The 26,008-nt window shown below is 62.0% G+C and carries 34 protein-coding genes; 30 read left to right on the top strand and 4 right to left on the bottom strand.

The window, feature by feature from the left end:
• Nucleotides 1-175 precede the first annotated feature (175 nt).
• Together ASD80_RS15850 and ASD80_RS15845 are read right to left on the bottom strand one after the other, a co-directional pair.
• Nucleotides 176-700, bottom strand: a complete 525-nt coding sequence (locus ASD80_RS15850; protein WP_156460504.1) for a hypothetical protein — start codon at nucleotides 698-700, stop codon at nucleotides 176-178.
• 225 nt (nucleotides 701-925) lie between these two features.
• Entirely contained in the window at nucleotides 926-1,618 is a 693-nt protein-coding gene (locus tag ASD80_RS15845; protein ID WP_082555386.1) for an Arc family DNA-binding protein, read from the bottom strand.
• Between the two features lie 122 nt (nucleotides 1,619-1,740).
• Here ASD80_RS15845 and ASD80_RS15840 point away from each other — a divergent pair, with 122 nt between their 5' ends.
• The 10 genes from ASD80_RS15840 (at nucleotide 1,741) to ASD80_RS15795 (ending at nucleotide 7,123) form a co-directional block, all read left to right on the top strand.
• Nucleotides 1,741-1,920, top strand: a complete 180-nt coding sequence (locus ASD80_RS15840) for a hypothetical protein (RefSeq protein WP_056234889.1) — start codon at nucleotides 1,741-1,743, stop codon at nucleotides 1,918-1,920.
• A 55-nt stretch (nucleotides 1,921-1,975) separates the two neighbouring features.
• On the top strand, nucleotides 1,976-2,773 hold the full coding sequence (locus ASD80_RS15835; protein ID WP_156460503.1) for a hypothetical protein: 798 nt from the start codon (nucleotides 1,976-1,978) through the stop codon (nucleotides 2,771-2,773).
• A complete protein-coding gene (locus ASD80_RS15830; RefSeq protein WP_056234879.1) occupies nucleotides 2,770-3,033 on the top strand; it encodes a hypothetical protein in 264 nt (87 codons plus the stop codon). The genes ASD80_RS15835 and ASD80_RS15830 overlap by 4 nt, the downstream gene beginning before the upstream one ends.
• The gene (locus tag ASD80_RS18985) at nucleotides 3,026-3,361 is read left to right on the top strand and encodes a hypothetical protein (protein WP_056234877.1); all 336 of its coding nucleotides are present in this window, start codon (nucleotides 3,026-3,028) and stop codon (nucleotides 3,359-3,361) included. The genes ASD80_RS15830 and ASD80_RS18985 overlap by 8 nt, the downstream gene beginning before the upstream one ends.
• Before the next feature lie 88 nt (nucleotides 3,362-3,449).
• Entirely contained in the window at nucleotides 3,450-3,692 is a 243-nt protein-coding gene (locus ASD80_RS15820) for a helix-turn-helix domain-containing protein (RefSeq protein WP_056234874.1), read from the top strand.
• A gap of 3 nt (nucleotides 3,693-3,695) precedes the next feature.
• The gene (locus ASD80_RS15815; protein WP_056234872.1) at nucleotides 3,696-4,283 is read left to right on the top strand and encodes a hypothetical protein; all 588 of its coding nucleotides are present in this window, start codon (nucleotides 3,696-3,698) and stop codon (nucleotides 4,281-4,283) included.
• A complete protein-coding gene (locus ASD80_RS15810) occupies nucleotides 4,280-5,722 on the top strand; it encodes a DEAD/DEAH box helicase (protein ID WP_056234870.1) in 1,443 nt (480 codons plus the stop codon). The genes ASD80_RS15815 and ASD80_RS15810 overlap by 4 nt, the downstream gene beginning before the upstream one ends.
• Nucleotides 5,719-6,042, top strand: coding sequence for a hypothetical protein (locus tag ASD80_RS15805; protein WP_056234868.1), 324 nt, complete (start codon nucleotides 5,719-5,721; stop codon nucleotides 6,040-6,042). The genes ASD80_RS15810 and ASD80_RS15805 overlap by 4 nt, the downstream gene beginning before the upstream one ends.
• Nucleotides 6,039-6,536, top strand: a complete 498-nt coding sequence (locus ASD80_RS15800) for a hypothetical protein (protein WP_056234866.1) — start codon at nucleotides 6,039-6,041, stop codon at nucleotides 6,534-6,536. Before ASD80_RS15805 ends, ASD80_RS15800 begins: the two co-directional genes overlap by 4 nt.
• A 314-nt stretch (nucleotides 6,537-6,850) precedes the next feature.
• Nucleotides 6,851-7,123 carry a hypothetical protein gene (locus ASD80_RS15795; protein ID WP_056234863.1) on the top strand — a complete coding sequence of 91 codons (273 nt, stop codon included), beginning with the start codon at nucleotides 6,851-6,853 and terminating at the stop codon, nucleotides 7,121-7,123.
• Nucleotides 7,124-7,215: 92 nt separating this feature from the next.
• Here the strand turns inward: ASD80_RS15795 and ASD80_RS15790 are convergent, their stop codons facing one another.
• Together ASD80_RS15790 and ASD80_RS15785 are read right to left on the bottom strand one after the other, a co-directional pair.
• Nucleotides 7,216-7,569 carry a hypothetical protein gene (locus ASD80_RS15790; protein ID WP_056234860.1) on the bottom strand — a complete coding sequence of 118 codons (354 nt, stop codon included), beginning with the start codon at nucleotides 7,567-7,569 and terminating at the stop codon, nucleotides 7,216-7,218.
• The gene (locus tag ASD80_RS15785) at nucleotides 7,566-7,856 is read right to left on the bottom strand and encodes a hypothetical protein (protein ID WP_056234858.1); all 291 of its coding nucleotides are present in this window, start codon (nucleotides 7,854-7,856) and stop codon (nucleotides 7,566-7,568) included. The genes ASD80_RS15790 and ASD80_RS15785 overlap by 4 nt, the downstream gene beginning before the upstream one ends.
• A 117-nt stretch (nucleotides 7,857-7,973) precedes the next feature.
• Between ASD80_RS15785 and ASD80_RS15780 the strand changes: the two genes are divergently transcribed.
• The 20 genes from ASD80_RS15780 to ASD80_RS15685 all read left to right on the top strand — a co-directional run bounded on the left by ASD80_RS15780 (nucleotide 7,974) and on the right by ASD80_RS15685 (nucleotide 26,002).
• Nucleotides 7,974-8,267, top strand: coding sequence for an HNH endonuclease signature motif containing protein (locus tag ASD80_RS15780; RefSeq protein ID WP_244489025.1), 294 nt, complete (start codon nucleotides 7,974-7,976; stop codon nucleotides 8,265-8,267).
• Nucleotides 8,268-8,359: 92 nt separating this feature from the next.
• Complete coding sequence (locus ASD80_RS15775) at nucleotides 8,360-8,773, top strand: hypothetical protein (protein ID WP_056234852.1); 414 nt, start codon at nucleotides 8,360-8,362, stop codon at nucleotides 8,771-8,773.
• Nucleotides 8,773-10,548, top strand: coding sequence for a terminase large subunit (locus ASD80_RS15770; RefSeq protein WP_082555354.1), 1,776 nt, complete (start codon nucleotides 8,773-8,775; stop codon nucleotides 10,546-10,548). The genes ASD80_RS15775 and ASD80_RS15770 overlap by 1 nt, the downstream gene beginning before the upstream one ends.
• A 14-nt stretch (nucleotides 10,549-10,562) precedes the next feature.
• The gene (locus tag ASD80_RS15765; RefSeq protein WP_056234849.1) at nucleotides 10,563-12,458 is read left to right on the top strand and encodes a phage major capsid protein; all 1,896 of its coding nucleotides are present in this window, start codon (nucleotides 10,563-10,565) and stop codon (nucleotides 12,456-12,458) included.
• A 90-nt stretch (nucleotides 12,459-12,548) separates the two neighbouring features.
• Nucleotides 12,549-12,920, top strand: a complete 372-nt coding sequence (locus tag ASD80_RS15760) for a hypothetical protein (protein ID WP_244489024.1) — start codon at nucleotides 12,549-12,551, stop codon at nucleotides 12,918-12,920.
• Nucleotides 12,921-12,926: 6 nt separating this feature from the next.
• Nucleotides 12,927-13,304: a hypothetical protein gene (locus ASD80_RS15755; RefSeq protein WP_056234846.1), complete on the top strand. Its 378-nt coding sequence runs from the start codon at nucleotides 12,927-12,929 to the stop codon at nucleotides 13,302-13,304.
• 26 nt (nucleotides 13,305-13,330) lie between these two features.
• A complete protein-coding gene (locus ASD80_RS15750) occupies nucleotides 13,331-13,606 on the top strand; it encodes a hypothetical protein (protein WP_056234843.1) in 276 nt (91 codons plus the stop codon).
• 3 nt (nucleotides 13,607-13,609) lie between these two features.
• Complete coding sequence (locus ASD80_RS15745; RefSeq protein ID WP_056234840.1) at nucleotides 13,610-15,010, top strand: phage portal protein; 1,401 nt, start codon at nucleotides 13,610-13,612, stop codon at nucleotides 15,008-15,010.
• A 2-nt stretch (nucleotides 15,011-15,012) separates the two neighbouring features.
• Nucleotides 15,013-15,288, top strand: coding sequence for a hypothetical protein (locus tag ASD80_RS15740; protein WP_056234837.1), 276 nt, complete (start codon nucleotides 15,013-15,015; stop codon nucleotides 15,286-15,288).
• A gap of 82 nt (nucleotides 15,289-15,370) precedes the next feature.
• Entirely contained in the window at nucleotides 15,371-16,624 is a 1,254-nt protein-coding gene (locus tag ASD80_RS15735; protein WP_156460502.1) for an SGNH/GDSL hydrolase family protein, read from the top strand.
• Between the two features lie 111 nt (nucleotides 16,625-16,735).
• Entirely contained in the window at nucleotides 16,736-17,920 is a 1,185-nt protein-coding gene (locus ASD80_RS15730; protein ID WP_056234832.1) for a hypothetical protein, read from the top strand.
• A gap of 2 nt (nucleotides 17,921-17,922) precedes the next feature.
• Complete coding sequence (locus tag ASD80_RS15725; protein ID WP_056234829.1) at nucleotides 17,923-18,525, top strand: hypothetical protein; 603 nt, start codon at nucleotides 17,923-17,925, stop codon at nucleotides 18,523-18,525.
• On the top strand, nucleotides 18,522-18,836 hold the full coding sequence (locus ASD80_RS15720) for a hypothetical protein (protein ID WP_056234826.1): 315 nt from the start codon (nucleotides 18,522-18,524) through the stop codon (nucleotides 18,834-18,836). The genes ASD80_RS15725 and ASD80_RS15720 overlap by 4 nt, the downstream gene beginning before the upstream one ends.
• Nucleotides 18,836-19,435, top strand: a complete 600-nt coding sequence (locus ASD80_RS15715) for a hypothetical protein (RefSeq protein ID WP_056234824.1) — start codon at nucleotides 18,836-18,838, stop codon at nucleotides 19,433-19,435. The genes ASD80_RS15720 and ASD80_RS15715 overlap by 1 nt, the downstream gene beginning before the upstream one ends.
• Nucleotides 19,436-19,437: 2 nt before the next feature.
• Nucleotides 19,438-19,929, top strand: coding sequence for a phage tail terminator-like protein (locus ASD80_RS15710; RefSeq protein ID WP_056234821.1), 492 nt, complete (start codon nucleotides 19,438-19,440; stop codon nucleotides 19,927-19,929).
• Between the two features lie 43 nt (nucleotides 19,930-19,972).
• Nucleotides 19,973-21,160, top strand: coding sequence for a phage tail tube protein (locus ASD80_RS15705; protein ID WP_056234819.1), 1,188 nt, complete (start codon nucleotides 19,973-19,975; stop codon nucleotides 21,158-21,160).
• A 95-nt stretch (nucleotides 21,161-21,255) separates the two neighbouring features.
• The gene (locus ASD80_RS15700; protein WP_056234816.1) at nucleotides 21,256-21,708 is read left to right on the top strand and encodes a hypothetical protein; all 453 of its coding nucleotides are present in this window, start codon (nucleotides 21,256-21,258) and stop codon (nucleotides 21,706-21,708) included.
• 86 nt (nucleotides 21,709-21,794) lie between these two features.
• The gene (locus tag ASD80_RS15695) at nucleotides 21,795-22,073 is read left to right on the top strand and encodes a hypothetical protein (RefSeq protein ID WP_056234813.1); all 279 of its coding nucleotides are present in this window, start codon (nucleotides 21,795-21,797) and stop codon (nucleotides 22,071-22,073) included.
• Nucleotides 22,070-24,466: a phage tail length tape measure family protein gene (locus ASD80_RS15690; protein ID WP_056234810.1), complete on the top strand. Its 2,397-nt coding sequence runs from the start codon at nucleotides 22,070-22,072 to the stop codon at nucleotides 24,464-24,466. Before ASD80_RS15695 ends, ASD80_RS15690 begins: the two co-directional genes overlap by 4 nt.
• Complete coding sequence (locus ASD80_RS15685; protein ID WP_056234806.1) at nucleotides 24,467-26,002, top strand: phage head spike fiber domain-containing protein; 1,536 nt, start codon at nucleotides 24,467-24,469, stop codon at nucleotides 26,000-26,002.
• Nucleotides 26,003-26,008: the final 6 nt, after the last annotated feature.

Raw genomic sequence — 26,008 nt, 5'->3', positions numbered from 1 at the left:
GTGACACCGGGCACACAGAGGCGAACGTTGCTACAGACAAGCCGCAGTATGCAGCCGCGAGCTGTTGGTTCATCGCGGCGGGCCAGCCTGGCAATTCGTTGGGAGCCATCTTCGGCATCAGGTCATTTCCTGGCCGCCGGCCGTGTGCCCAGTATTGGGATCGCGCCGTGGGCGCTTACAGACGAACATCGTTCACCCCGAAGCGGCCTCGACCGATCCCGATGAGCGTCGCCCTCGCTGTGCGAAGCGCAGTATCAGTCGATGTGAGGTCATCAATGTAGTCCTCAAAGGGGCGCGACAGACTGGCGTTCAACTTACCAAGCGCCTCCTCTGCCTTTGGAGATAATACGACACTTGCAACCGCGCTCACGCCGTCGAGCCGGCGCTTCGCGTCCCGCCACCTAGAGAGCAATGCAGCATCGCGCTCAGCTTCCACGCCTGCATCAGCGTTGATCATCTCTTCGGCGTTCTGATCTCGCAGGAGTTGATTCAGCCATTCGGAGTTGACGTCCTTCATGTCGGCAATTGCTCCTAGAACATCGAACATCGCCGCGGCCTCTCGTTCCCACATCTTCTCAGATTTGTATCGACCCAGAGCCCACCGCACAGTCAGCCATGCAATTAGAAGTGCTCCGCCAAGTTGCGCGATCAGCTTGGCCGTCTCAGCCCAGAATTGGGCAGTGCAAAGGAAACTCAGCACGGATTGCACCAAATGCGCTTGTCGACACTCATCAGTTTCCCCGATACTCAGCTGTGCTGCGCCACAGCGTTACCGCTGATCTGGACGAACCGTTCTGAACGGTGATGCTTTCTCCCATGTAATCCCCACTTGCGACCCACACTGATTTTGACTTCTGGTAGACCGAAACCTTCACAGCCTCACCCCAGACCAAGACACTCACCTCCCGCTCGCTTCCATAGGCGCTCATTTCTCCTCCTTGTGCGGCTTTTGCCCGCGAGCGGCTGCCTTCGCCGGTCGGGTGGCCCCATCGCCTTCAGCGGCCTCCGCTGGGGTCGCAACCGGTGATCTAGGCACGCCGCCTCGGGTGCTGGGGAACGGATCATCATTGGCAACGCGAGATGACTGCTCGCGCTTGGACTTCGGGCGGACACTCGCAGGCGTAGGCTCCCCGAGTGTTGGCGGCAAAGGGGCCGCCTCTTGCCGCTCGCGGATGAACTGTTCGCGCAATTCCTCAATGACCTTCACCTGCTCAGGATCGGCCTTGGTCTGCTGCACACTGTCCATGGCGGCCAGCATCCACCGTCGGAACTGATCGTCCTGCCTATCGACCCAATCGGCCATCAGGCTTTTGATGAAGTCATTCTGAATTTGGGCGGTCTCTAGCTGCCGCTCCAGGACGTCTCTCATGTCTTCCGCGCGTCTAGCTTGGTCCCGCGCCAGTGTCTTCACTTCCTCGCGCAACTGAGCCAACTCGGCCAGATCCAATTGCTCCGACCGCGGAACGTCTCGCAGGGAGACGTCGAGCCGGGCGATAATTTCGGCGTTCATCGAACGTCCGTTCTTTTCCGCCAGGCCCTTCAATTGATCGCGCATACCGTCGGGAAAGCGGACCATATACTGATCCTGCTTTGCGCTTGGATAATCCCCTCTTGCCATGCCTTGCACCATTCTCCCGAGACCCCTAGCAACTAACTACAAAACTTGCTTGACGCAACCCTAGTTAGTTGCTAGGTCTGTGAACGCAGTAAATGACTACGTTGCAACTTTAAGGAGATTGCATGCGCGACGAGATGAAAACCGAACGCCTCCAAGTGGTGGTCGAACCGAGCGTACTGAGGCGCATCGACGACTTCCGTTTTGGTAGTCGCATCGGCAGTCGCTCCGAGGCGACGAGGATCCTGATAGAGAAGGGCCTGCAAAACGAAAAGGCCGAGGCAGCTCCCGCTACCCCGGCCTAACTGAAGCGCTGCCTGGCAGGGCAGCACAATCACCACAACATCGTTGGAGTCGATGATGACGACCGAAGATATCACTTCGGGCAGCGTGATGTCACGCGCCCTTGAGCATCCCATCACCATGTCGCGGCGTGCTGCACTGAGGGGTATGGGCACGTCCCTGACTGCCGCCGCCCTTGGCACCGCCGCTGCGCCGGCGTTGTCCGCCGAACTTGAATCCTGCACCGAATTGACTGCGCTGATCGATGCGCATCGGGCTGCAGCTGCCGCCTATGACCTTGCGCTCGACGCCGAAAGCGAGGCCAACGAACGCGTCAACACCATCACCGGCACCGAACGTCGTTTGACCCCCGTATCGGTTGCAGCGGACGGGTCACCGGCGCGGGGCGGGAAGGTGGAGGTGCGCTACTACGACAAGGGCGCTTCCGCTCGGGAACATATCGCCGCTTTTCATGAGAACCTGCGGCGCTCGTACTGCACCGGTACCAGCTGGGCAGAGTCGGCGTTCCCGGGGCACGACGAAACGATGGCCCAGGCCATCTATGCTGCCGAATGCCGCGCCCTCGACGCCTTGGCGAAGGCGGTCTCCGACTACGAGCAGTTGCTCATCGACATGGGCTTGACCGCTGCCGAGGCTGAAACGCACCGCGCTAGCCATGCAGAGGCCGACGCCCTTGCGGCGGTATGGGTATTCCGTCCGCGCTCTGAAGAGGAACTGGTCACAAAGCGCGACTATCTCGCCGCGCACGAGGCAGCCCACGGAGACATCGGCACGGACGACATGACCGTCGAAGCGATCATGCGCCTGCTCCGCAACGAATTGGCGCCTTCGGCGAACGCATCGGGTGAAGCATGAACTCGAAGCAACTCGCGGCCTTCCAGGCCCTCGAAACTGCAGTTCACGAACTCCAATATCTGTCAGCCTTGCTGATCAGGTTTGAGGAAGCATGGACCGCCGGCAATCGGAACGCCGACGGCTCTTACTCCTGCCACTTCCAGTCGTACGACGATGCTAATATCCACTCGTTTCTCAGCCATGAGATCGAGCGTCGTGCCTCCCGACTGCGGCTGGACTTTCTCGCCTGTTTCGAAGTGCGGGAGGGCAAAGATGTCTGAGCCCGACACCCTCGCCAACGATTTGATCTGGGGGGTGGCGTCCATCGCCGCCTTCATCAACCGCACGCCGCGCCAGTGCTGGGAAGCGCTCGACAAAGAAGAACTGCCCGCCAAGCGCGTGAACGGTCGCTGGTGCGCCAGCCGAAGCCGCCTGCGGGCGTTCTTCACCGGCACGGACGAGGGGGAGGCGCAGCGCGCTTCCCCGGCTCTGGAGGCTCCAAAAGAGCCTGTCGCGCCTGTCAGGTCGTCATCTAGGCTCAAGTCGCGCAGCACCACGGCGACGGTCCATCGCCTGCAACCACGGCCTGGCCGGGGAAGGGCAGCATGATGGCTCGCCTCGTCAATCTCGGATGGGCGCTGGCTGCGGCCATCGCCATCGACGCAACAGCGATCCTAATCATCTTCGGGAGGGGCGTATGATCCGGCCCTTCCAGATTCGCGCCGGCCGGGCTCTGCTCGGCTGGTCGGCAGCTGACCTGGCCAAGGCCGCCGGCATATCGGTCTCGTCCATCACCCGCGCCGAGACCGCTGAAGGGCCGGTACCGCTGAAGGCCGACATCCTGGTGCTGGTGATCCGCGCGCTGCGCGGTGCCGGCGTCGACTTCGTCAAGCAGGGATCGAAGATCGGCGTGGTGCTCGACACCGCGAAGGAAGGGTGATCCGTGCATGCGCCCTACAAACCGCCAGACTTCGAGAGGGTCGAGCAGGGGACGGTCGAGGAGCGGCGCGCTGGCTTCTCGAGCCGAAAGTTTGACGTGATAGACGCTCTCCTCATCGACCCCCGCCTCAAGCCGGCCGAGAAGAACGTCGGCATTGCCGTGTTGCAATTCATGAGTGGCAAGACCGGTCGGATATTCCCGTCCCTGCAAGCGATCGCCGACAACACGCGTTTGTCGCCGCGCTACGTCCAGACTTGCCTTACCAGGCTTAGAGAGACCAACTGGTTGCAGTGGGAGCGCGGCAATCGCCAGCTCGCAAACGAGTACAAGTTTGACCTCACCAACCTCGACGCCATGCTCGACTACAAGCAGAGCATGGAGGACGGCAGAAAGGAGCGGCGCGCTGAGAGGCGCCGCCTTGGCGCTCGTTCTGACACGATCAGTAGATCGTCTCGGAAAACCTCTGACACGATCAGTAGATCGTCTCCCGACACGATCCCCAGTTCCGACCAACACCTTGAGGGATCACCTGAAGGTTGGGGTATAGAAGAACAGGACTCTCAGTATGGCACTGGGGAGGGCGACGCATGAAGCGCCCCCTCCGACCCTATCAGACCACCGCCATTGATCGGCTGCGCGCATCCCTGCGCGCGGGCCACCGTCGTCCCATGCTGATGCTGCCCACCGGTGGTGGCAAGACCATGATCGCGGCTGCCATCGTCGAGATGGCTAGAGCTAAGGGCAACCGCATCGTGTTTGCAGTGCCAGCCCTCGAGCTGATCGACCAGACCGTTTCGGCATTCGAGGCCGAAGGCATCACCGATATCGGAGTTATGCAGGCCATGCACCCTCGCACCGATCCTGAAGCGCCTGTGCAGGTCGTCAGCATCCCCACATTGGCGCGCCGGGAGCTTCCCGACACCGACATCGTGCTGGTCGACGAGGCCCACGTCCTTGCCGAGGTCATCAAGCGATGGATGAAGGCTAAGCCGCGGCTGATCTTCATCGGCCTCAGCGCTACGCCCTGGACGAAGAACCTGGGCAAGCACTTCGACGACCTGGTCATTGCTGCGACGATCGGCAGCCTGATCGAACAGCGTTTCCTTTCGATGTACTGGGCCTTCGCACCCAAACGCCCGGACCTTACTGGCGTCCGCGTCATCGCCGGTGACTACGATGTCCACGATCTGTCGGTGGCCATGAACCAGCCCCACCTGACGGACTTGGTTGTCAGGGAGTGGGTGGAGCGCGCCAAGGGCCTGCCGACTTTATGCTTCGGCGTCGATCGTGCCCACGCGCAGGCGCTGGCCGCCGAATTCAAGCGGGCCGGGGTCAGGACCGCGTATGTCGATGGCGACACGCCGCGCAAAGAGCGCGACCGCATCAAGGCGGGCTTCCATTCCGGTAAGATCGAGGTGGTCTGCAACATCGGCGTGCTCACCACCGGAATCGACTGGGACGTCCGCTGCATTGTCCTGGCCCGCCCGACCAAGAGCGACGCGCTGCTGGCCCAGATCGTCGGTCGCGCTCTGCGCACCGCCGAGGGTAAGCACCACGCCCTCCTGATCGACCTTTCGGGTTCGTTCGAGGATCTCGGGCTACCGGAGCACTTGGGCACGGCCGAACTGCACGGCACACCGGGCCGAGAACCAAAGGCGAAGGTCCGCAACCTTCCAATCCCATGCCCAGACTGTTCGCGGCTGCGCGGTCAGAAGTCGCGGAAGTGCGGCAGTTGCGGCCACGTGTACCCCGTGCCCACACCGGCGGACCGGCTCAAGCTCGCCGAGTATCGCTTGATGCAGTCGGAGCGTTCGCCGCGTCGGCGCGTGTGGACCGGCCTGCTCTGGTGGGCCGACCAGCATCGCCTTTCCCGTCGGTGGGCGCTGGCCAACTTCCATGGCCTGTTCAACGACTGGCCGACCGGCCTGGGCGACAGGCCAGCGGCGCCAGACAGCGATGTTCGGGAATGGATCGAAGCTGAGCGCGCCGCGTGGCAGTGGCAAAAGCGAAAAGAGGAGACGGCAGCATGACGCTCTATCCATCCAAGACGTCGGCCGGCCACTGGCTGGTCATGGAATCGGCCTTCAGCGTTCCGACGCCAGACGACAAGGTCCGCGGCACCCATCGTAGCCAGCGAGCCGCGCTCAATGCCTGTGGCCGGAGTTGGTTCACGATGAGCCTCGTCGGCGTCGGCAGTGGCCGGGAAAGCTGGACCATCGAAGAGAACCGCGTCGGCGAGGACGGCGCGATCACTACCAAACACGAGGGCCTGACGGGCGGCGAGGCGCACCAGCTCAAGCGCAAACTCGTCGGCGACGGCCTGGTCTATGTCGAAGGAGTTGTGCCTTGAGCCTGAAGATTACCCCAAAGCTCAATATCGACGTGGTCGAGGTCGATAATCCCTATTTCAGCGCCGACCACGCCGAGGGGCCATCGAACCTCAAGCGCATCAAGGCCGTGAAGAATTTGCGCGAAAGCGCGGTAGAGACGCTTTATGCCCGCGGCAAGCTGGATGACGCGCAGAAGAAGGCCGCGGATCGCTTCAGGGCTACATGGGAAGCGGCCGGCGGTGCCGGTGCCGGTGCAATGGATTATGCCCAGATTCGAGTTGATGGCGGTGGTGCCAAAGAGCCCATCAGCGACAGGCAAGTCGATGCAGGGAAGGCGCTACGAGATTGCCGGGTTCTTCTTGGCAGGCGAAACTATGAACTGGTCGTCAAGGTGGCCGGTCAAGGTCTATCGTTTTCCGACATTACTGTCGTGGACCGGACGCGCAACACGATGGCCGACAATCTTAGGGACGCGCTCGATGATCTTGGGAAGATGTGGGGCATAGTAAAATAGAACGGATGGAAGGCCCCGCTAAATAACGGACTCTCCCCCCTTTTTGACGCCCGCTAAGCGAGTAGGTTACCTATTGCCCATCATCCAAACTCGCGTAAAGCGCCACGCCACAACGGTCTGCAATCGGCCGTTCGACCTCGGCTCAGCGAGTAAGGTATGACTTTTGCATTGTCCGGAGTTGCGCAAAGCGATCCGGACGGCGGCGGGCAAGCGCTGGACAACGCTCAAGGGGCCGAAAGGCACCAGCACCCATAGCGGTGTGGAACAGGGCGCCAGGGGCCCGCCATCACCTCCCACATCGAAAGGACTGCCCCATGGCCCGCTTCACGCGCCTGTTCTTCAGTCTCGCCCATGCCTTCGCCCTCGCGCCGCTGCTGTTCATTGGCGAGACCGTCAGCTTCGTCGGCCGCACCATCGTCGACCTCTACCAGCCCACCGCCCGCGAAAGCCTCGCGCTGGACCGCCTGGTCGAGCCGGTGGCCATCCTTCCGGCGAGGCACAGTCGCTTCATGGCTTTCATCGACAGCGCCCGTACCCACGCCGACTTCAGCGCCGGCCACTTCGACCCGGGCCGCATGGCGGCGTAGCCGGTGTAGAACTGAAATCGGTCGGCTGCCTCGCGGCAGTCGGCCTGTTGCTCCGGACCGCTGAGGCGGTCTCGACCAGCGGGCATTTGTCCTCAATCGGCAAGGGAAGTCTTCAGCTTCATTGTGCGCCCCTTGCGCTTCAGTAGCGTCCTCTTGCTGTAGACCATGACGAGGCCAGCGAGGGTCAACACGCCGATGAGCACAGTCATCCAGAACATGGCGCCAGTAGTAGGGTCTGCCGTCGAATTGGCTTGGATGTAGGCCACGAGAAAGCCGACAAACGCGCTCGATAGTAGCGACGAGATGAACACCCAGACCTCGTAGTCGGCCAACGATGATGCGTCGACCATGCGGATGGTAATCTCGTCTGGGACCAAGACGGAGATATTGAAGGCGTCGTGAACGGGGTTTGGAACTGCAGGGCCGACTTTTGCCTCGTCGGTCATAGCGTCCTCTTGTTGATTTTGTCCCAACTCGTTTGGGGCAGGAAGCCCAAGTACGCGCCTTGCATCACCGGAGAGACCACAAAATTGATCCGATCAGGGTTGGCTTCTGCCACGGTGAGCAACGCTTCGTATATTTCCAGCCGAGCCGCCTCATCCGCTTTGATCACATAGTAGGTCGTGAGCGGACGAAACCAGGAATGCCCAGCGAAGGCCTCCTTCAAGCTCTCACTCAGTTCTGAGCGCGGCGGCGCTCCGTCGGTAATGTCCCAAGAAACGACAATGTGCATAGATGCCCGTTCTCCCAAACCCTCGTCATGAGAGCTTCGCCTATGGCAGGCGGTAAGCGCAAGTCACTCCATACCCTGAAGCCTAGGTTATCACCGATACGGCCCAGGCTAAGGTCAATGGCAGAGATGAGGGACACGGCCGGCGCGCCAGATGCAACGATCCGAGCCTGGTACAAGTCCAAACGCTGGCAGGATCTGCGCATAGCGGTCCTGACCCGCGACCTGTTCACCTGCCAGAAGACGGGCGTGACGGTCATGGGCAAGGCCCCGGCGCCGAACAGCCCCGTCGTCCATCATCGTATCCCACACAAGGGCGATGAGGGCCTGTTCTGGGACATCGGCAACCTGATCACCGTCAGCAAGGCCTGGCACGATGCTGAGGGCCAGCGAGAGGACCGCAGAGCCCTATAGGGGGGGCGGTCGAAAAGTCTGCAAGGTCATCGGGGGCCGGACCACGTGGGGGCTCATTCGCATAATTTTTTCTCTCACCGAGATTTTGGACGATGGCCGGAAACAAAAACAGCGGCCGGCATGAGTTCCAGCCCACGGACGAGCAGCGCGAGAAGGTGCTGGTTCTCAAGGCTGGTGGGATGAGCCAGGAAGCGATTGCCGAGGCAGTGGGTATTTCGGTGCCGACGCTGACGAAGCATTTTCCTTCGGAACTGGATCGAGCGACCGCCAAGGTGCGCGCCGACGTGCTGATGGCGCGGTATCGCAGCGCCATGGGCGGCAATGTGTCGGCCCAGAACAAGATGCTCGAGCTGGTCGGCGCCTCGGCTGCCGACGAGAAGGTCAAGGGTCGGGAGCGCAAGGAACCGGCTCTTGGCAAGAAGGAACAGCGCCAGCAGGCGGCCGAGAATGTGGGCGGCAAATTCGCTCCGCCGTCCGGTCCCAAGCTGATCGTGCGCAATAGTTGATGCTGCGCTGGAGCACGGCCTGTCTTGACTGGCGGGAACGAATTGTTGAGCGGCAGACGCTGATCGCTTGCGAACCGCTGTTCCCCGATGAGGCCGATGCGGCCCTGGCTGTATTCAAGTCCCTCCGCATGGTGGACGTGGCTGGCTCACCAACCTTTGGTGAGGTGTGCGAGCCATTCGTCTTCGACTTCGTGCGAGCTGTCTTCGGCGCCTATGACAAGGAGACTGGTCAGCGGCTGATCGAAGAATTCTTCCTGCTGGTGAGCAAGAAGAACGGCAAATCTACCATCGTCGCCGGCATCATGGTCACGGCGCTGATCCGCAATTGGCGCGGTGAGCAGGAGTTGCTGATCCTGGCGCCGACCCGGGAAGTGGCAGACAACGCCTTCAAGCCTGCCGCGGCAATGATCGATGCAGACCCCGAACTGTCGGACCTGCTGCACGTCAAGCGCAACGTCAAGGAGATCGAGCACCGGCTGAACAAGGCTGTGCTGAAGGTGATCTCGGCGGATTCGTCGACTGCGGCCGGCAAGAAGGCGGCCTTCGTTCTGATCGACGAGCTCTGGCATTTCGGCAAGAAGGCCGGGGCCAGCCCAATGCTGCAGGAAGCCACTGGTGGGCTGATCTCGCGGCCGGAGGGCTTCGTGATCTACATCTCGACGCAGAGCGATACGCCGCCGGCCGGGGTGTTCAAGGAAAAACTGGAATATGCCCGCAAGGTGCGGGACGGCCAGATCGACGACCCGAAATTCCTGCCGGTGATTTACGAATTTCCGGAGGCAATGGTCGAGGCTAGGGCATACCTGGACCCGGCCAATTTCTACATCACGAACCCGAATATCGGGAAGTCGGTGCGCCGCGAATGGCTGGAACGCAAGTTCGGCCAGGTGCAGTCCGGCGAGGACGAAGAGGGCGATACCGTCCAGACTTTCCTGGCCAAGCATCTAAACGTGGAGATCGGCGGCAACCTGCGGGCGAACCGTTGGACCGGCGCGGACCATTGGGCAGCAGCCGAGGATGAGGAACTGGCCAGCCTGCCGCAATGGCAGGCGCTGGACCGGCTGCTGAAGCGTTCAGAGGTGGTTGTGGTTGGGGCGGACGGTGGTGGCCTCGACGATCTCTTCGGCCTCTCCGTTCTCGGGCGCGAGCCTGGCGAGGTCGAGGTTGAGATAGAAATGGACGTGGAGGAAGACGGCGTCTTCCGGACAGCCAAGGTCAGCCGGCGGATGAAGCGCTGGCTCGCATGGTCCCATGCGTGGTGCCATCGCGGGGTATTGACCCGCCGCAAGAGCATCGCGCCCGTGCTGCAGGATATCGCCAAGGCCAAGCAATTGACGATCCTGGATCAGCCGCTGGGCGATGTCGCCGGGATTGTGCGGCAAATCGAGCGGATCAAGGACATGGGCCTTCTCGGCGGGGTGGCGGTTGACGCCTCTGGCCTGGGCGAAATGGAAGATGCGCTCGATGAGATCGGCGTCACCCAGGAGGCCGGCTTGCTGGTCGCTGCGCCGCAGGGCGGCTGGATGATGAGCAGTATCAAGGGCGCGGAGCGAAGGCTGGCCAGCGGGCTTCTGAAGCACTCTGGCGGGCCCTTGATGCAGTGGTGCGTGCCGAACCTGAAGATTGAGCCGACGGCGACTGGCATCAGGGCGACGAAACAGACGGCCGGTGATGCGAAGATCGACCCGGCAATGGCGATGTTCAATGCGGTGACGCTGATGTCGCGCAATCCGATGGCGCAACTACGGGCCGATGTGGCCGCGATGATCGGCTGATCAGGAGAAAACGAATGGAACCGATTTTCAAGGTTCTCGCCAGCAAGGGCGAGGGCATGGACTTCATTTTGTCCGATGGAACGGTCGATCGATACGGCGATATCGTCGAACCGTCCGGCTGGGACCTCACCAACTTCAAGAACAACCCAATCGCGTTGTTCGGCCACTCCAGTTCGTTCCCCATCGGTAGTTGGGAGAACGTTAGGGTCGAGGGCGGCAAGCTGATTGGCCGACTGAAACTGGCGGCGCGCGGCACCAGCGCGAGAATCGATGAACTGATCGGGCTGCTTGAGCAGGGCATCCTGCGCGCAGTTTCCGTCGGATTTGCCCCCGTCGAGTGGGAGGCAATCGACCCGAAAGACCCATGGGGCGGCTCGCGCTACACCAAGCAGCAGTTGCTCGAATGCTCCCTCGTTTCCATTCCGGCGAACCCGTCCGCCCTGGCTAAGGCCAAGGCGCTGGGTCTGTCCGACGAAATCATGTCCCTGGCCTTCGGCGAGCAAGCCGATGTGAGGCGGCGGGATGTGTCTACCCCCGGCAAGCACGCCGTCTCCACATCGAAACCACCCAAATCGAAAGGCTCGAACATGAGCACGCTCGCAAAGCGCATCGAAGATGCGGAAAATGAACTCGTCGCCAAGCGCGACAAGCTGGTGGAGCTCACCAGCTCCGATGACATCGACAACGATGCCGTCGAATCCCTCAATGGGGAAATCGAAACCCTGGAACGCACCGTGACCAACTTGAAGGCGTCCGAGGCCAAGATTGGTGTCAATGCCGTCAAGGGCGCCGTCGCCGCCCCGAATGTCGCCCGCCGGCCGCTGGGCTTCCCTCAGAAGGAAATTGCTCCGCTCGATCTGCTGGTTCGCAAGGCTGTGGTGCGCGGCATCTCCCATTTCGGCGAAAAGGACATGGATAAGGTTCTCGAAGAGCGCTATCCGGGCCACGAAGCGACTGCGGCGATCGCCAAGGCGGCGGCGCCGCTGGGCACCACGACCGGTAGCCACTTCGTCGATGACCTGCAGCAGACCAGCTACCAGGGTTTCATCGACGCACTCGACGGTAAGTCCATCTTCCCGGGCCTTCGCGCACGCGGCATGGGCATGAACTTCGACCAGGCCGGCACCGCCTACATTCCCGGCGTCAGTGCCGGCGGCGCGAACGGCTCCTTCTTCGCCGAAGGCTCCCCGATGCGCGTCGGTCGGATCACGACCACATCCACCACGATGACCAATCGCAAGATGGGCGTGATCATTCCGTTCTCCCGCGAAGCTGCCAAGCGCAGCACGCCGAACCTCGAGCAGCTGGTCCGGCGCCGCATCATCGCCGATACGGCCGCGATCCTGGACTCGCATCTGCTCGATGCTGTGGCCGGGGATTCGGTCCGTCCTGCCGGCTTGCTCTACGGCGTTGCCGCCACGGCATCCGGCTACGGCGGTGGCGACTATGAGGCGGTGATCAACGACTTCAAGACGCTGCTGGCACCATTCATCGCTGCCAATGCCGCCGACGGCATCACGGTCATCATGAACCCGACGCAGGGCCTCAGCCTTGACCTGATGGTCGGGCCGGACGGGAAACTTGGTGACTGGTTTGGCAAGATCGGCGCCCGCGTGTCGCTGATGGAGTCGACGCACGCCACGGCTGCCCGGCTTGTAGCTGTGCGGACCGAGGACCTGGCCACCGCCCTTGGCGATGCGCCGGACTTCGAGATCAGCACGCAGGCCACCATCCACATGGAAGACAGCACACCGCTGCCGATCAGCGCCGCCGGCTCGCCCAATACCGTGGCTGCGCCGGTCCGTTCGTTCTTCCAGACCGACTCCATGGGCGTCCGCATGGTCATGGACACCAACTGGAAGATGGTCCGCGACGGAATGGTGTCCTGGATCGACGGCACTACCTGGTAGTTCCCTGGAGCCAATTTCTGACGCGGGGCCAATGACGGCCCCGCGCTTTCTTTTGAACCATGTGCAGGCAAGTCTGCGGGAGAAAACATCATGGCAATTCGCCGCTTCGTCGTGCCGGTCACCCTTTCGTCTGGTGGCGCGGCCGAAGTCTATAGCCCGGTCCTTTCGGGTAAGCTCGTCTCGATCCGCTACGTGAAGGACGACTTCGCCGATACGGTCGACTTCGTTCTGACTGCCGAAGATACCGGCGAAACCCTGTGGTCGGAAGAAAACGTCACGGCATCGGCTACGCGCCATCCGCGCGCCGCGACCCATTCCACAGCCGGCGCCGCTGCGCTCTATGCCGCTGCCGGCACGGCGGTCAATGACAAGATCGCCCTCGGCCAGGATCGCGTGAAGATCGTGATCGCCAATGGCGGCAATGCCACCTCCGGCACCTTCCACATCACGATCGACGGGTGATCGAACATGGCCAAGACCCGCAAGCACACCGTTCCGGCCATCACCGCCTCCGATGGCTCGGCGACCGTCTACAGCCCCTATATCTCGGGCTACATCGAATCCGTCCAGTACGTGAAGGACGACTTCACCGATGGTGTCGATTTTACCATCACGGCCGAGGCGACCGGCGAAAATATCTGGACCGATACGAACATCAATGCGTCGGAGACGGTGCGCCCCCGCGCCCCGACCCATTCGACGGCAGGCGTTGCTGCTCTCTATGCGGGCAGCGGCACGGCGGTCAATGACCGTATCGCCCTCGGACGCGACCGCGTGAAGATCGTGATCGCGGCTGGCGGCGACACGCATTCCGGCACCTTCGTCATCACGACTTCGGATCGCTGACCCGATGCAACGGCAGGAGAGACATCATGGCCACTGAAACCTGGTACGTCATGGAAGACGGCTCGATGGGTGACCCCCGCGATGTCTCGTCCGGCGATGATGGTATTCTCCGCCACGAGGATGGCCGTGTGGTGGCGTATGCCCCGCATGGCCCTCGCTCGCGCGCAGTGGAGGTCGATACGCACCGCAAACGGACGCCGCCCGCGACCGCCAATGCCACGCCGCCCGCGAAGCCGAAGGACATGCAGGCTGAAAAGCCAAGGCAGGGCTACAAGACCCGCCAGACCAAGACCCGGCGCTGATCCATGGGCATCTGGAGCCGCATCTTCGGCGGCAGCAAGGCAAAGGCTGCCGAAGGCGAGTACCGCCCCGGCCCCTATGCGCTGGATGGTGGGTGGCTGTCGGCATCAGCGGGCAAGTTCCTCAACTGGTGGCAGATGGGGTCAGGTCTGAGCCAATATGGCCAAAGCGGCGCGATGGTGGAGGCATGTGTCTCCGCATATTCGCAGACAGTCGCGATGTGCCCCGGCGGCCATTGGAAAATGCTGCCAGATGGCGGGCGCGAGTTGATCTCCACGTCGGCATTGTCGCGTGTTCTGAAGCGGCCGAACGACTACGAGTCAATGTCGGACTTTCTATTGAACCTGACCGATCGCCTGTATCGGGCCGGTGAGGGTTTTGCCTATGCCGTGCGCAATGATCGCAATGAGATCATCGAGTTGCACCGGATGCGGAACGGCTATCCCTATGTCGGGACCGACGGGTCGATCTTCTACTCGCTGAGCGGCAACGAGATTGCCGAAAGCCGGTTTGACCTATCGGCTCCGGTGCCCGCTCGCGACGTGCTGCACGTGCGCCTCACCTCGCGCCGGCACCCGTTGAAAGGCGAAAGCCCGATATTGGCGGTCGCCCTCGACCAGGCGCTGAGCGGCGCTGCTATGAACCAGCAGGTGGCGTTCTACCTGAACCAGGCCCGTCCGTCGTTCATGCTGGAAACCGATCAGACGCTCACCAAGGAGCAAACGGACCAGCTTCGCGCACGTTGGGATGAGCAGACGCAGGGCGAAAATGCCGGCGGCACGCCAATCTTGGCCTGGGGGCTCAAGGCGAAGCCGGTAAACACGTCGCCCAAAGACAACACGCTGGCCGACATGCTCAAGATGAGCGACCAGAACATCGCCTTGGCCTTCCGCATGCCGCTGCAAATTCTCGGCATCGGCGGCACGCCGTTTGCGTCGACCGAAGCCCTTATGTCTGCATGGAAGTCGACCGGCCTTGGGTTTGCGCTGAACCACATCGAAGAGGCATTCGGGCTTCTGTTCAGGCTCAAGGGCATGCCCGACGAGTATCTGGAATTCGACACCAATGCTCTCCTGCGGTCCTCGTTCAAGGAAATGATGGATGCGCTGGCGGCCGGCGCAGGCAAAGTGCTGACCACCAATGAGGCTCGAGCCATGGTCGGGCAGGGAAAGAAGACTGGTGGCGACGAGCTCTATGTCCAAATGCAGGACATCCCGCTGAGCATGGCTGGGAAACTTCGCGCGGAAGAGGCGGCAAAGCCCTCAGCGGAAATCCCGGCGCCGGCCAATGACGACGAGGCGCCGGACATGTCGGATGAGGAGAAGGGCGCTGCTGCCAAGGCGTTCCTCTATGCCGAGTTTGCCGAAATGGAGCCGCCCCTCATGATCGAACATATGGAGCGCTGAGCATGGCGACCGAGATTCTTGCTGTGGGCACAACGGCGGCCAATTCTTCCGATGTGACGGTGACTGCCGACGGCCTCACCGTTGCTCTTAAGGATGCGGCGGGTACTCGCGTGTCTGATCGGGCACGCGTTGAGATCCAACTGAAAGATGACGCGGGCGAATATTTTCTGGTCGATACTTTGAACGGCAGCAGGAAGCCCGGCGTCTTTATAGCGGCTCCCGGCACCTATCGCTTCGCGCGCGAAGCAGGCGCCTCCTGCGGTGTCTTCAGTGCCTAGCATCGTCCAGCCCATTACCAGGCCTGTTACATGGCCTGTAGCTGAAGGACTGGATGCACTCGCCCTAAGAAGGGGTGGGGGGGTGGCCGCTAAGACAATCGTTGTGCTTGGATCGAGCAATGGCGGGGGGCAGGGGGCCTCTACGTATACCGGCGACCCTACCGGACCTGATTGGGCATCCCCGGCGACGAGCTGGGCAGGACTGCTCAGCGCGGCGCTGAAGGCCGAGGACGCGGACTGGACCGTTATCAACCGGTCTATCGCAGGAACGGGCACCGCGAATGCACTAGCTCGCTTCGATACCGATGTTACGCCGCACCGGCCCTCTCATGTCATCATCTGCAACCACGTCAAGAACGACAGTTACAACACGACAACCACCTACAACAACACCCTGGCACTGATCGCGAAGTGCCAGGCCATCGGCGCGGTCCCGGTATTGCGTGGCGGCTACGTTGCTGATGCGCCGACCGCCCAGCAATACGCTGATATGCTGCAACTGAACCGCGACCTTGACGCTCTCGGACACCATCGTGTCGATCATATGAGCACGCTGGATGATGGCACCGGCAACTTCATCAGCCCTGGCACCTATGACGTTGATGGTCTACACCCCAACGATGCGGGGTATGCGGCAATGTTCGCTGCAATCGACCTTGGAATATTCCTCGGTGGGCAAGCTCTTGGGCCGGAAGCTGACGTTGCCGCAGGCGCTTGGCGCGTCGTAGACAATCTCGGCGGGGCTATCCTCGTTGCGCCACACAACGCCCAGAAGTCATATACTTTTTCGTTCAAATTGAAGGGTGTTGCGAGCGGCGGGGCTACGTCTCGCGCTTTCATGGCCCTGGCTCCGTCCGCCCAGCAGGGGCGTGTCCGCAACCCCAGCGGCGTGTTGCAGTTCACCGAAGGCACGACCAACACCAATCTTGTGACCACGGGCTACACGCCTTCAGCAGACGACACTGCCCGCCGTCTGACGGTGACATACAACCGCCTGACCAATGAAGCCGCGCTCTATTTGGACGGGGCGTTGATTGGCTCTGGTTCGTTCACCACCCCTGCGGACGTGACGCAGTTCGTATTCGGGAGCGCCCTCGTTGGCACCACGCTCGCGGCGGTTGGATATTCCTTCGCTGATCTGGCCCTGTGGAACGTACCACTTTCGATTGACGCAGTCGAAAGGCTCGACGCTGGCGAATTTCAGGGGGGCGGAATGCTCTTCCGTAGCAAGATGGCCGATCCTCCGCAGTCCATTGGCGGCACGGCCCCGAATGCTGTTCGCAATGGTATCGTGCCGACAATTGGCCTGACGTGGGAGTCGGTCGCCGCTTTCTGACCCCCACACCCTCACATCCACTGCCACCCCAACTCGATCTGACAACCAACACGCCCGGCCACTGAGCCGGGCTTTTCTATGCCGCCGACCATTGAAAAAGGGCAATGACGCATGAACCATAGCGACATCGCCGCCCTGATGAGGGGCGCGGCGCCTGCCATTCGCGATTACGTCGCGTCGGCCATGCGGCCCCTTGCCCTGCGCATTGCCGATCTGGAACGCGAACTGGAAGCCGCGCGATCGGTGGATCACGGCGCGACGATCAAGGTTGCTGTGGATGCGGCATTCGCTCAGATGCGGGTGCCGGCTGACGGCAAGGATGCCGACCCGGCCGAGATCGCTCGCCTCATCAACGATGCTGTGGGCCGCATTCCGGCCCCAGAGAACGGCAAGGACGCCGATCCTGAGCAAATACGAGCCATGGTGGCCGAAGCAGTGGGAGCACTGCCACCGGCTTCGCCTGGCAAGGATGCAGACATGGACGCTATTGCTCGCATGGTCGAAGAGACCGTGACCCGGGCTGTGGCCGATATTGAGCCTCGGGGGCCGGATGCTGATGTGCTTCGCGGCATGGTGGCGGATGAAGTTTCCAAGCTTCCGCCCGCAGAGCCCGGCAAGGATGCGCTGCCGCCGACCGTTGACGAACTGCGCGCCATCATGGGGCCGCTGGTTGCCGGCGCCGTACAGGCCCTGCCGAAGGCGCTGGACGGCAAGAGCGTAACTGCCGAGGACGTTGCCCCTCTGGTGCAGGAACAGGTCTCCAAGGCCGTCTCTGCGCTGCCGGTCCCGAAGGATGGCGCGCCGGGGAAATTGCCCGTCGCCAAGGCTTGGTCCGATGGAGTTCACTATGAGGGCGATGTCCGGACACACAAGGGCGCCCTCTGGCAGGCGACGAAAGACACTGGCCGCGAACCGGGTCATGAGGACTGGATTTGCCTCGCTGCTGCAGGCTCCCCTGGCGTCGATGCCGACCAGATTGAGATCTGCGGCACCTTCGATCCCGGCAAGACCTATCGCCGTCTCAACATCGTGGCGCTGAATGGCGGTGCCTTCATCGCCAAGGTCAACGATCCCGGCGACTGCCCCGGTGACGGCTGGCAGGTGATCGCAATGCGCGGGAAGCCCGGCCAGCCGGGACAATCCGTCAAAGGCGATCCCGGGAAGAGCATCAAGGGCGAGCCCGGTCCCGCCGTGGCGTCGATCACCGCCGACGATCAGGGCCTGTTGACGCTGGTCAATGGCGATGGCTCGACCGTCGAATGTGATCTCTATCCGCTGCTGGCCAAGGTGACGTGAGCATGAAGACCGTTGTCATCGCGGGTCCGGAACCTATCGTCTATCCGGGAGACGTGCCCGGCGATCACGACCCCGAAGACCAGACCATTGCCGCCCTCATTGCGGCAGTGCAGGCGGAAATTGACGGCCCTCGGGGCTGGCTTGGTCACAGCCTCGGCTTCCAGACCCTTTCAATGGCCACCGATGCTTTCTGTCACCGCATGAAACTGCCCTATGGGCCCGTTTCGACGGTTCTCAATGTCTTCTACCGCGACGGTGCCGGCGAGCAGCACACGGTTGATGGGGCGTACTATCGACTGGCTGCCAACGACACGCTGGTATTCGCGCCCGGCTTCAGCTTTCCAGGCGTCGAGTGTGCGCCTGACGCTGTGACAGTGGAATATGACGCTGGATATAGCGCCGAGGCGATGCCGGCCAATGCCAAGCACGCAGTCATCATCGGCGTGCAGCAGTTGAAGCCGCTGGCCGACCAGAGCGTGATGGTGCGCGAGGAGGATGTTGAAGGGGTGGGGTCCACGACCTATGCCGTCTCCGAGGCATCTTCGGCGCTGATCAGGAGCGCTACGGAACGCCTTCTGCGGCCGTTGTGGGTGCCTGTGGCATGACGCCGGCACAGGCCATTGCTCAACTCGACCGGCAACTTGCGAAAGCCGGTCAGGACATCGCCTTTCGCCGCGGCGCCACAGAGCAAGGGGCATGGGGCAAGGTGGACGGTTACAAGCCCGAGCAGCTTGTTGGATTGCTCACTCAGGCCGACCAGGAGGTCATCGTGTCGCCGACCAGCCTTGGCAGCTACGAGCCGAAGCAGGACGACGACTTCACCACTGGTGGTAAGCTTGGCAAGGTCATGTCGGCGCAACCCCGTCGGATGCAGAATGTCATCGTCCGCTGGAACATCGTCGTGAGGATGGCCTGATGGCCGGGTCCAATCAGCGGCTGTTCGTGCAGGCGGCATTGGAAACGCGCGAGGAAACGCAGGCGGCGCTGGTGGCTCTGGCCAAGCGAGAGCACCGCAGGGTCATGCAGGACGATCCCCGGCCGAGCCGGTTCGTTCGCACCGTCGACGGTGCGCGTGGTGCACGGGAGGAACAGGTCAGGCCCGATGGCACGATCATCTACGTCTATCCCCGACTCGATGAAGTCGTGCAGGCGGCAATGGATTTGCTGTTCGAGCTGTCACCGGTTCTCTCAGGCGCCTACCGGATGGGCCACACGCTGTTCGTGGATGGGGTGGAAGCCCGAAACCTTGAGGCGTGGAGCGGGCAGGGGCAAATCCTGATCAGCAATGTCCTGCCGTATTCGCGGAAGATCGAGTTGGGCAAGATGACCATGCGCGTGCCCGGCAGCGAGCATGTTTACGAGCAGGCGGAATTCACCTTGCAGCAGCGGTTCGGCAATCAGGCGCGCATCTTCTTCACCTATCGCGGGCTGATGGGCGGATCAGTTCTCACCAGCAAGCAGGGCGGGAACAAGAGCGAATATCGCTACCCAGCCCTCGAAATCAGGGAGCGCTGAGCATGGGCAGCTATGGCGCCGCAAAGGCCGCGGTGAAAGATACCCTTGAGACCGGCTGGACGACGACACGAAAGCTCTATCAGAACGAAACGCCAGCCGAGCCTTGGCCACCCAAGGCTGTGGTTCCCGGTTCGTCGTTCCCGCAGTTGCAGCCTTGGGTCTATTTGGAAATGGCGACGATGCCGGGCCAGACGATCCGCGGCGTCGGCGTGCCGGGCGACCAGCTCAGCCAGACCAATGGCATGATATTCGTCCACGTCTTCGTGGAGGATGGCGCGGGCGAGGATCTTGCCACCCAATATGCCGAGCAGATCGGCGAACTGTTCCGCAGCAAGAAGCTCTACGAGGCCGATGGCTGCTACCTGCGCACCTGGGTTCCTCGCGTCGATGAGGGCGGCGATGCAGCGGCGCAAAGCGAGATTGCGGACGTGAATGCCGGCAATTGGTTCCGGGTCACCATGTCGGTGCCCTTCCAGTATTTCCACCAGGGCTAGGCCCTAACTCGCCCGCTTGGGCCATCATCGAAAGGACTAGGTCATGGCTTATCAGTCAGGGCGCAATATCCGCGTTGCCTACAAGGCGGAATCGGCATTCGGCGTTTTGCCGGGCGCTACCGATGCGCAGGTTTTCCGCATCAACTCCGGCGGGCTCAACCTTGCCAAGGAACCGATCAACAGCAACGAATTGCGCGCCGACGGCATGTCCACGCGCGGCCGGCATGGTTCGCGCTCGGTCACCGGCAGCTATGTGGCTGATCTTTCGGTCGGCACGTTCGATGATCTGATCGAGGCGGTATTTCGGGGCACGTTCAGCGCCGCGCTGGAACTGGACGAGACCGACTTCACCTCGATCACCACCACGGCAAATACCATCGTTCTGGCATCCGGCTCGCCCAGTACCCTTGGGCTGCGCATTGGCGAGATCATCCGCCTGACCGATCACGCCACGACCGGCAACAACAATCGCAACCTGCGCATCACCGACCTCAACGCCACCACGATTACGGTAGCCGAAACGCTCATTGTCGATGCCGTTGCTGATACTGCGGTGACCATCACCCGGCCGAAGTCGCTGATCCAGGGGGTGACGCCCCGCAGTTTCACGTTCGAGGAATACGAGGCCGATATCGACGGCACCGAAATCTTCACCGGCTGCCGTGTCGGCTCCATGCAGCTGCAGCTTCAGCCGAACGGCATGGCCATGCTGACCTTCGGCATTGTCGGTCAGGACATGGACGCACTGGACGACAGCAGCGCCCCGTACTTCACCAGCCCGACCAAGACCACGACCATCGGCCTGACGGCAGTCGAAGCCAAGATCATGCTGGGTGGCGTGGATGTGCTGGATGTGTCGAGCATCGACATGACGTTGCAGCTCAATGCCTCGGGCGTTCCGGTGGTGGGGTCGGTGCTGACCCCGGAAGTGTTCACCAACTCGGCCCAGATCACCCTCTCGGTGACGGCGCTCAAGAAGGATATCGACCGGGTGCAGCAATACCTCAATGAGGATGAATTGAGCCTGCATCTGCTGTTCGAGGAAAACGAGACGGGCGCCGCCGACTTCTGCGCCTTCTATCTGCCGAACATCACACTGGCGAGCGCGAGCAAGTCCGAGCTGGGGCAGGACAATGGCCGCACGACAACTTTTACTGCGCTTGTCGGGGTAGATGAGCGCGGGTCTGGCCACCCGCTCACTATGATCGGTTTCCAGACCTCGGCGGCCTAATTCCATCGGCCCGACAGCCGAACCAACGTCGCCCCGGCGACCAGCGGGCAGTATGTCGGTGCTGCCCGCGACCCTTCCGACAAAGGATAGATGATATGACCAATACCGCCGAAAAGGCCGTCCCTTCCTTCGACCTCGCCGCCTTCGAGGCGTCCGACACCGGCAAGATGCAGGTGCTGGACGCCGCAGGCAATCCGACCGGCTGGTTCTGGGAATTCGCCGGACCCGGTCACCCCAAGACCGAAGCGCTGAACAACCGTTTTGCCCGCGAGCGGCTGCACAAGCAGGCGCAGATGGAGCAGGCCCAGGTCAATGGCCGCAAGTGGAAGGCCGACGAGGAAGACCCCGCCGAGGTCCGCGCGAAGAACATCCGCGACCTGGTGGACCGGCTGGTCGGCTGGTCGCCTGTCGAAATCGGCGGCAGGGATTTCCCCTTCACGTCGGAAAACGCCATTGAATTCCTCTCCCATCCCAAGCGGGTTGGCGTGCTGACCCAGGCTATGGAGTTCCTGGCGGCCGAGAAATCTTTTTCGCCGCGCTCCGAATAGACCTGCTGGACTATGCGGAGCGCGAATTCGCGCTGTCGGCCACCGACAAAGATGGCCATTCCTACCGGGAACACCTGCAGGGCCAGTTGAAGCGAGCGCGGACGCTGGAGCGGCAAGCCGAGCTCGAAGCCGAATTGGCCCTTCCGACATTTCCCGAAGCTGTCCAGTATCTCTGGACCACCTTCGTCCGCATCCGTCGCCGTAATGCCGGCAATGGGTTCGGCGCTACACCCATCACCTGGGCAGACCTTGATGCGTATTCTCGACTGTCGGGGATGCGCCTTCTGCCATGGGAAATCGAGATCATCGAACAACTCGATGATGCCTACCTGACTTCAACCCGCGAACAAGAGGACACCCCGTGACCGATGTTGTGACCCGCCTTGTTGTTCGGGCTGATGGCTCGCTGGCCACTCTCGACAGGTTCGAGAAGGGCATGAGTGATGCCGGCAAGGCCACGGATTATACCAGCGGGGCGGTCGCGTCGTTCGAGGCGCGCATGGAGGCTGCACGACAGGCAATTGAGCGCGGCAATGCCGTTGCAACCCAGACCGTGGCGCGAAAATCGCAAGAAGAACGGGCGTGGGAGAAGTGGTCGGCAACGGTCGATCGCACCGCGGCCCTGCGCATTCGGCTTGAACGGGAATCGACGCAGGCGGCAGCAGCGGCGGCTAATGCCGTCAATATGGGCTATGCCAGCCAGGAACAGGCGCTCAACACGCTGATGGCATTGGAGCGCCGGCATGCGGCGCAGTTGTCTGCGCATATCGCAGCCGAGAACAATGTCGCCCTCGCCTATAATCGAACGGCGCAGGCCGCAGATCAGGCGGCCTTGTCGACGCAACGGCTGAGCGCGGCAAACCAGAATGGCCAATACCGTGGCGCGCAGAGCTTCAACACGGCCAACGTGGCGGCCCAATTCCAGGACATCGGGGTGACGGCCGCTATGGGCATGTCGCCGCTGCAGATCGCATTGCAGCAGGGCACCCAGCTTTCGGCGGTGCTGGGCGGGCAGGGGCTGACTGGCGTGGTCAAGACGCTGGGCGCGGCCTTCGCCTCCATCCTGTCTCCGGTATCGCTACTGACCATTGGGGTGGTGGCGCTGGTCGCTTGGGGGATTCAGGCTTTCTCCGGCATCGGGAAAGAAGCCGATGATGCCACCACGGCCGTCGAAAGGCACAATGCTACACTGGATAACCTTTTGTCCGGTTACGATAGGGTGCGTGATGCTGCACATGGTGCGTTCGATGCGGCGATGAAGCTGCCGGAAGGGGTGATTGCATCCGACTTGCGGGCAACCCTGCGCGAGCAGGAAGATGCTCAAATCGAGATGCAGAGGCGCATCGAGGCGAATCGATCGGCTCTGGCTGAGACCGCTGATTTCCTGCGGCAAATCCAGGACATCGGACGGGCGGGCGGTGACGACCCGACTGGCATGGACGCAGCAGTTCGCCAAATCGATCTCATGCGCCAACTGGCGATCGATACCGGATCGACAAGGGATGAGCTTGAAGCGGCCATGGTCGCCGCCCGCGAGATGTACAATACCGCCGATGACCCGGCGCTGAAGGACATGGCTGACCAGGCATACCAGCTGGCGCTGCAGTTGATGGCCATCCAGGCGCAAGCGGACAGCGCATCGGCCGCCCTTAACGCCATCCCCCGCAGCATTCAGGTCAGGCTGGAATTCAATAATGCCATGGGGGAAATGCGCGACCTCTACATGGATCCTCGCAGTCGCTTCGATATCGCGCGCGAGAACCTTGATAATTGGTCATCGCAGGCGACAGCAACGGCACAGACCTATTCCGAACTTAAGGGCGTTGGTGACGAATATGTGCGTGTGCTGGACAGCATCAACGCGGCCGAGGCGAAAGCCAATGAGAAGGCGGGGCGCGGCGCGGCCAGCAAGCCCTTTGACCAGTGGAAGGGCAACGTAGAATCTTTCCAGCAGCGCATCGCCTCCCAGCGGATGGAAATCGAGCTGCTGGGCCAATCCACCTATGAGGCGGAGCGCCAAAAGGCTGCGTTCGATCTTTTGAACCAGGCGAAGCAAGCCGGGATACCGATCACGTCAGAAGTGACGGACCAGATCAACCTGATGTCGTCGGAATATGCGGCGGCAACGGTTGAACTGGAACGCCAAGCCGAAGCCCAGCGCGCTGCCGAAGAGCAGATGAACTTCTATCGCAGCACGTTCGTCGGCTTTTTCGGTGACCTTAAGAGCGGGCTCAAAGACGGACAGTCGTTCTGGGAAGCGCTGGGCAATGCCGGCGTCAACGCGCTTGATCGCATCGCTGACCGCGCTCTTTCGATGGCCGCCAATGGCATCTTCGACATGATCTTCGGCTCTATCATGGGCGGGATCACCGGCGGGTTTGGCTCGCTTGGAAACGGCATCGGCGCTGGTGCTGGATCGTTCAGCAATTTCACCTCGCTCATGGGAGTAGGCCACAACGCGAACGGCACCGACAACTGGCGAGGCGGCCTGTCCTGGGTCGGCGAGCGCGGGCCCGAACTGCTCAATTTGCCGCGTGGCGCGCAGGTGATCCCGCATCGGCAGTCGATGGCAATGGCGGCGAACCAGAATGGTCCCACCTATGGTGACCTGATTATCCAGAACACCATGCAGGTCATGCCTGGCGCCACTGAGGAAGATGGCGCCGCATTCGCTCGCGGCTTTACGCGAGAGATGAAGCGCCAGGGCCCGGACTTCTTCAAGCAGTGGCAGAAGAATGATCTGCGGAGGACTGGCTAAATGGCCCTCGCCACCACTCTTTCCGTCGCGGACTTCTACGACCAGTTTCGCGTGCAGGACGTCCAGTTCGTGCAGGGCTTCCAGCAGCAGCGCTCGGCAACGGGTGGCGGAGAAACCCGCTACGCCGACCGGGCACCGTCGCTCTGGAAGGCAGAGATCACCACCATCCCGATGCTGAACGCCGAAGCCGAAGGGATTATGGCGCTGATCAACTCGCGCGCCGGCGGGCTCAAGACGGTGCTGATGTACAACAGCCGGCTTCCTTATCCGGCCAGCGACCCGACCGGAAGCTGGCTCTCGTCCGGCTCCAACCTGCCCGTCGGCGCGGAATCGTTCGACTATGACTTCGTCAGTGACCTGTACAACATCGAGGGGCGCAGCGTTGCGGAGGCGGACGTCGTATCGTGCAATCGCGCGACGATTGCCCTGGCGTCGGATGTGGCCGGCAACCTGGTGTCGTTCGGTGAAAATGTGCCCCGCATCACCAATCGCGGCCTGCTCATCGAGCCGGCCCGAACGAACCTGTGCATCCGCTCTTGCGATTTCGACAATGCGGTCGTCTGGGTCGGCTCGGTCATCGTTCGCACGCCGAACGCGGCTCTCGCTCCCGACGGCACGATGACCGCCGACTTGTTCGCCTATCCATCTGGAGCGGCTGCATACACGACCTACCAGTTGGTCGATGTTGCCGAGCTCACCCAGTACACCTGGAGTTATTTTGTGAAGTTGGGCACCAAGCTCAACAATCGCTATGCGATCTACAATCACACGGCCAGCAGCTTCATCGTCAGCGAGACGATCGCTGCTGGCGCCAATGCGAGCACCTGGACGCGTGTAGCCGTCACCTTCACGACGCCTGCGGGCTGCACGCAGATTCGGGTTTATCCCGATCGTCACGTAGCCAATGTGAGCGGTGCCGATGGAAATACGATCTATCTTTGGGGTGCGCAAATCGAGGCGGGCGCGGTGGCAACCTCGCCCATCGTCACGGCCGGTGCTGCGGTTACACGGGCCGCTGATGTCATCACGCTTGCCTTGCCGCCTGGAACGCATGATCTTTCGCTGGACTATCTGAGCGGACCCCAGGCCGTCGCAGGAAGAAGCGGAGCTTATGTGGTGCCTAACGCCGCAGCCTCCACGCTGGAGGGCGTGACGGCCGTCAAGACAAGCCCGGCGCCGGCCAGCCCGGCCGGCCCAGCGTTAGGGACTATCACCGATCGGCTGCATGTGGCCTTCACTGGCTTCCCCGCGGGCTATGTGATCCCGCTCGGCACCTACTTCAGCATCATCTTCGACACCAGCCGGTACTATCTTGGCCAGTTCGCCGAAGCCCGGACCGCCAACCCGATCACCGGGACGGTTGCTATGACTGAGATCTGGCCGCCGCTGCCGGCTTCGATCGCTGGCACTCCTGACATCACCATCATCAAGCCACCTGCCAAGTTCCGTATCGAACCAGGCTCGGCGTATCCCGCCAAAGAGGGTGGGCTGCACTCCACCATCAAGTTCAGCGCCGAACAGACCTACAGCCGGTAACCGCAC

It is taken from the genome of Devosia sp. Root635, assembly GCF_001427605.1.
Taxonomy (GTDB): Bacteria; Pseudomonadota; Alphaproteobacteria; order Rhizobiales; family Devosiaceae; genus Devosia.
This window is presented reverse-complemented; position numbering and strand designations above follow the sequence as displayed.

What these genes read in the sequence shown, in the direction of transcription:
- ASD80_RS15845 (WP_082555386.1), bottom strand. Translation starts at nt 1,618, where the DNA reads ATGGCAAGAGGGGATTATCCAAGCGCAAAGCAGGATCAGTATATGGTC.
- ASD80_RS15840 (WP_056234889.1), top strand. Translation starts at nt 1,741, where the DNA reads ATGCGCGACGAGATGAAAACCGAACGCCTCCAAGTGGTGGTCGAACCG.
- ASD80_RS15835 (WP_156460503.1), top strand. Translation starts at nt 1,976, where the DNA reads ATGACGACCGAAGATATCACTTCGGGCAGCGTGATGTCACGCGCCCTT.
- ASD80_RS15830 (WP_056234879.1), top strand. Translation starts at nt 2,770, where the DNA reads ATGAACTCGAAGCAACTCGCGGCCTTCCAGGCCCTCGAAACTGCAGTT.
- ASD80_RS18985 (WP_056234877.1), top strand. Translation starts at nt 3,026, where the DNA reads ATGTCTGAGCCCGACACCCTCGCCAACGATTTGATCTGGGGGGTGGCG.
- ASD80_RS15820 (WP_056234874.1), top strand. Translation starts at nt 3,450, where the DNA reads ATGATCCGGCCCTTCCAGATTCGCGCCGGCCGGGCTCTGCTCGGCTGG.
- ASD80_RS15810 (WP_056234870.1), top strand. Translation starts at nt 4,280, where the DNA reads ATGAAGCGCCCCCTCCGACCCTATCAGACCACCGCCATTGATCGGCTG.
- ASD80_RS15805 (WP_056234868.1), top strand. Translation starts at nt 5,719, where the DNA reads ATGACGCTCTATCCATCCAAGACGTCGGCCGGCCACTGGCTGGTCATG.
- ASD80_RS15795 (WP_056234863.1), top strand. Translation starts at nt 6,851, where the DNA reads ATGGCCCGCTTCACGCGCCTGTTCTTCAGTCTCGCCCATGCCTTCGCC.
- ASD80_RS15790 (WP_056234860.1), bottom strand. Translation starts at nt 7,569, where the DNA reads ATGACCGACGAGGCAAAAGTCGGCCCTGCAGTTCCAAACCCCGTTCAC.
- ASD80_RS15785 (WP_056234858.1), bottom strand. Translation starts at nt 7,856, where the DNA reads ATGCACATTGTCGTTTCTTGGGACATTACCGACGGAGCGCCGCCGCGC.
- ASD80_RS15780 (WP_244489025.1), top strand. Translation starts at nt 7,974, where the DNA reads ATGGCAGAGATGAGGGACACGGCCGGCGCGCCAGATGCAACGATCCGA.
- ASD80_RS15775 (WP_056234852.1), top strand. Translation starts at nt 8,360, where the DNA reads ATGGCCGGAAACAAAAACAGCGGCCGGCATGAGTTCCAGCCCACGGAC.
- ASD80_RS15770 (WP_082555354.1), top strand. Translation starts at nt 8,773, where the DNA reads ATGCTGCGCTGGAGCACGGCCTGTCTTGACTGGCGGGAACGAATTGTT.
- ASD80_RS15765 (WP_056234849.1), top strand. Translation starts at nt 10,563, where the DNA reads ATGGAACCGATTTTCAAGGTTCTCGCCAGCAAGGGCGAGGGCATGGAC.
- ASD80_RS15760 (WP_244489024.1), top strand. Translation starts at nt 12,549, where the DNA reads ATGGCAATTCGCCGCTTCGTCGTGCCGGTCACCCTTTCGTCTGGTGGC.
- ASD80_RS15755 (WP_056234846.1), top strand. Translation starts at nt 12,927, where the DNA reads ATGGCCAAGACCCGCAAGCACACCGTTCCGGCCATCACCGCCTCCGAT.
- ASD80_RS15750 (WP_056234843.1), top strand. Translation starts at nt 13,331, where the DNA reads ATGGCCACTGAAACCTGGTACGTCATGGAAGACGGCTCGATGGGTGAC.
- ASD80_RS15745 (WP_056234840.1), top strand. Translation starts at nt 13,610, where the DNA reads ATGGGCATCTGGAGCCGCATCTTCGGCGGCAGCAAGGCAAAGGCTGCC.
- ASD80_RS15740 (WP_056234837.1), top strand. Translation starts at nt 15,013, where the DNA reads ATGGCGACCGAGATTCTTGCTGTGGGCACAACGGCGGCCAATTCTTCC.
- ASD80_RS15730 (WP_056234832.1), top strand. Translation starts at nt 16,736, where the DNA reads ATGAACCATAGCGACATCGCCGCCCTGATGAGGGGCGCGGCGCCTGCC.
- ASD80_RS15725 (WP_056234829.1), top strand. Translation starts at nt 17,923, where the DNA reads ATGAAGACCGTTGTCATCGCGGGTCCGGAACCTATCGTCTATCCGGGA.
- ASD80_RS15720 (WP_056234826.1), top strand. Translation starts at nt 18,522, where the DNA reads ATGACGCCGGCACAGGCCATTGCTCAACTCGACCGGCAACTTGCGAAA.
- ASD80_RS15715 (WP_056234824.1), top strand. Translation starts at nt 18,836, where the DNA reads ATGGCCGGGTCCAATCAGCGGCTGTTCGTGCAGGCGGCATTGGAAACG.
- ASD80_RS15710 (WP_056234821.1), top strand. Translation starts at nt 19,438, where the DNA reads ATGGGCAGCTATGGCGCCGCAAAGGCCGCGGTGAAAGATACCCTTGAG.
- ASD80_RS15705 (WP_056234819.1), top strand. Translation starts at nt 19,973, where the DNA reads ATGGCTTATCAGTCAGGGCGCAATATCCGCGTTGCCTACAAGGCGGAA.
- ASD80_RS15700 (WP_056234816.1), top strand. Translation starts at nt 21,256, where the DNA reads ATGACCAATACCGCCGAAAAGGCCGTCCCTTCCTTCGACCTCGCCGCC.
- ASD80_RS15685 (WP_056234806.1), top strand. Translation starts at nt 24,467, where the DNA reads ATGGCCCTCGCCACCACTCTTTCCGTCGCGGACTTCTACGACCAGTTT.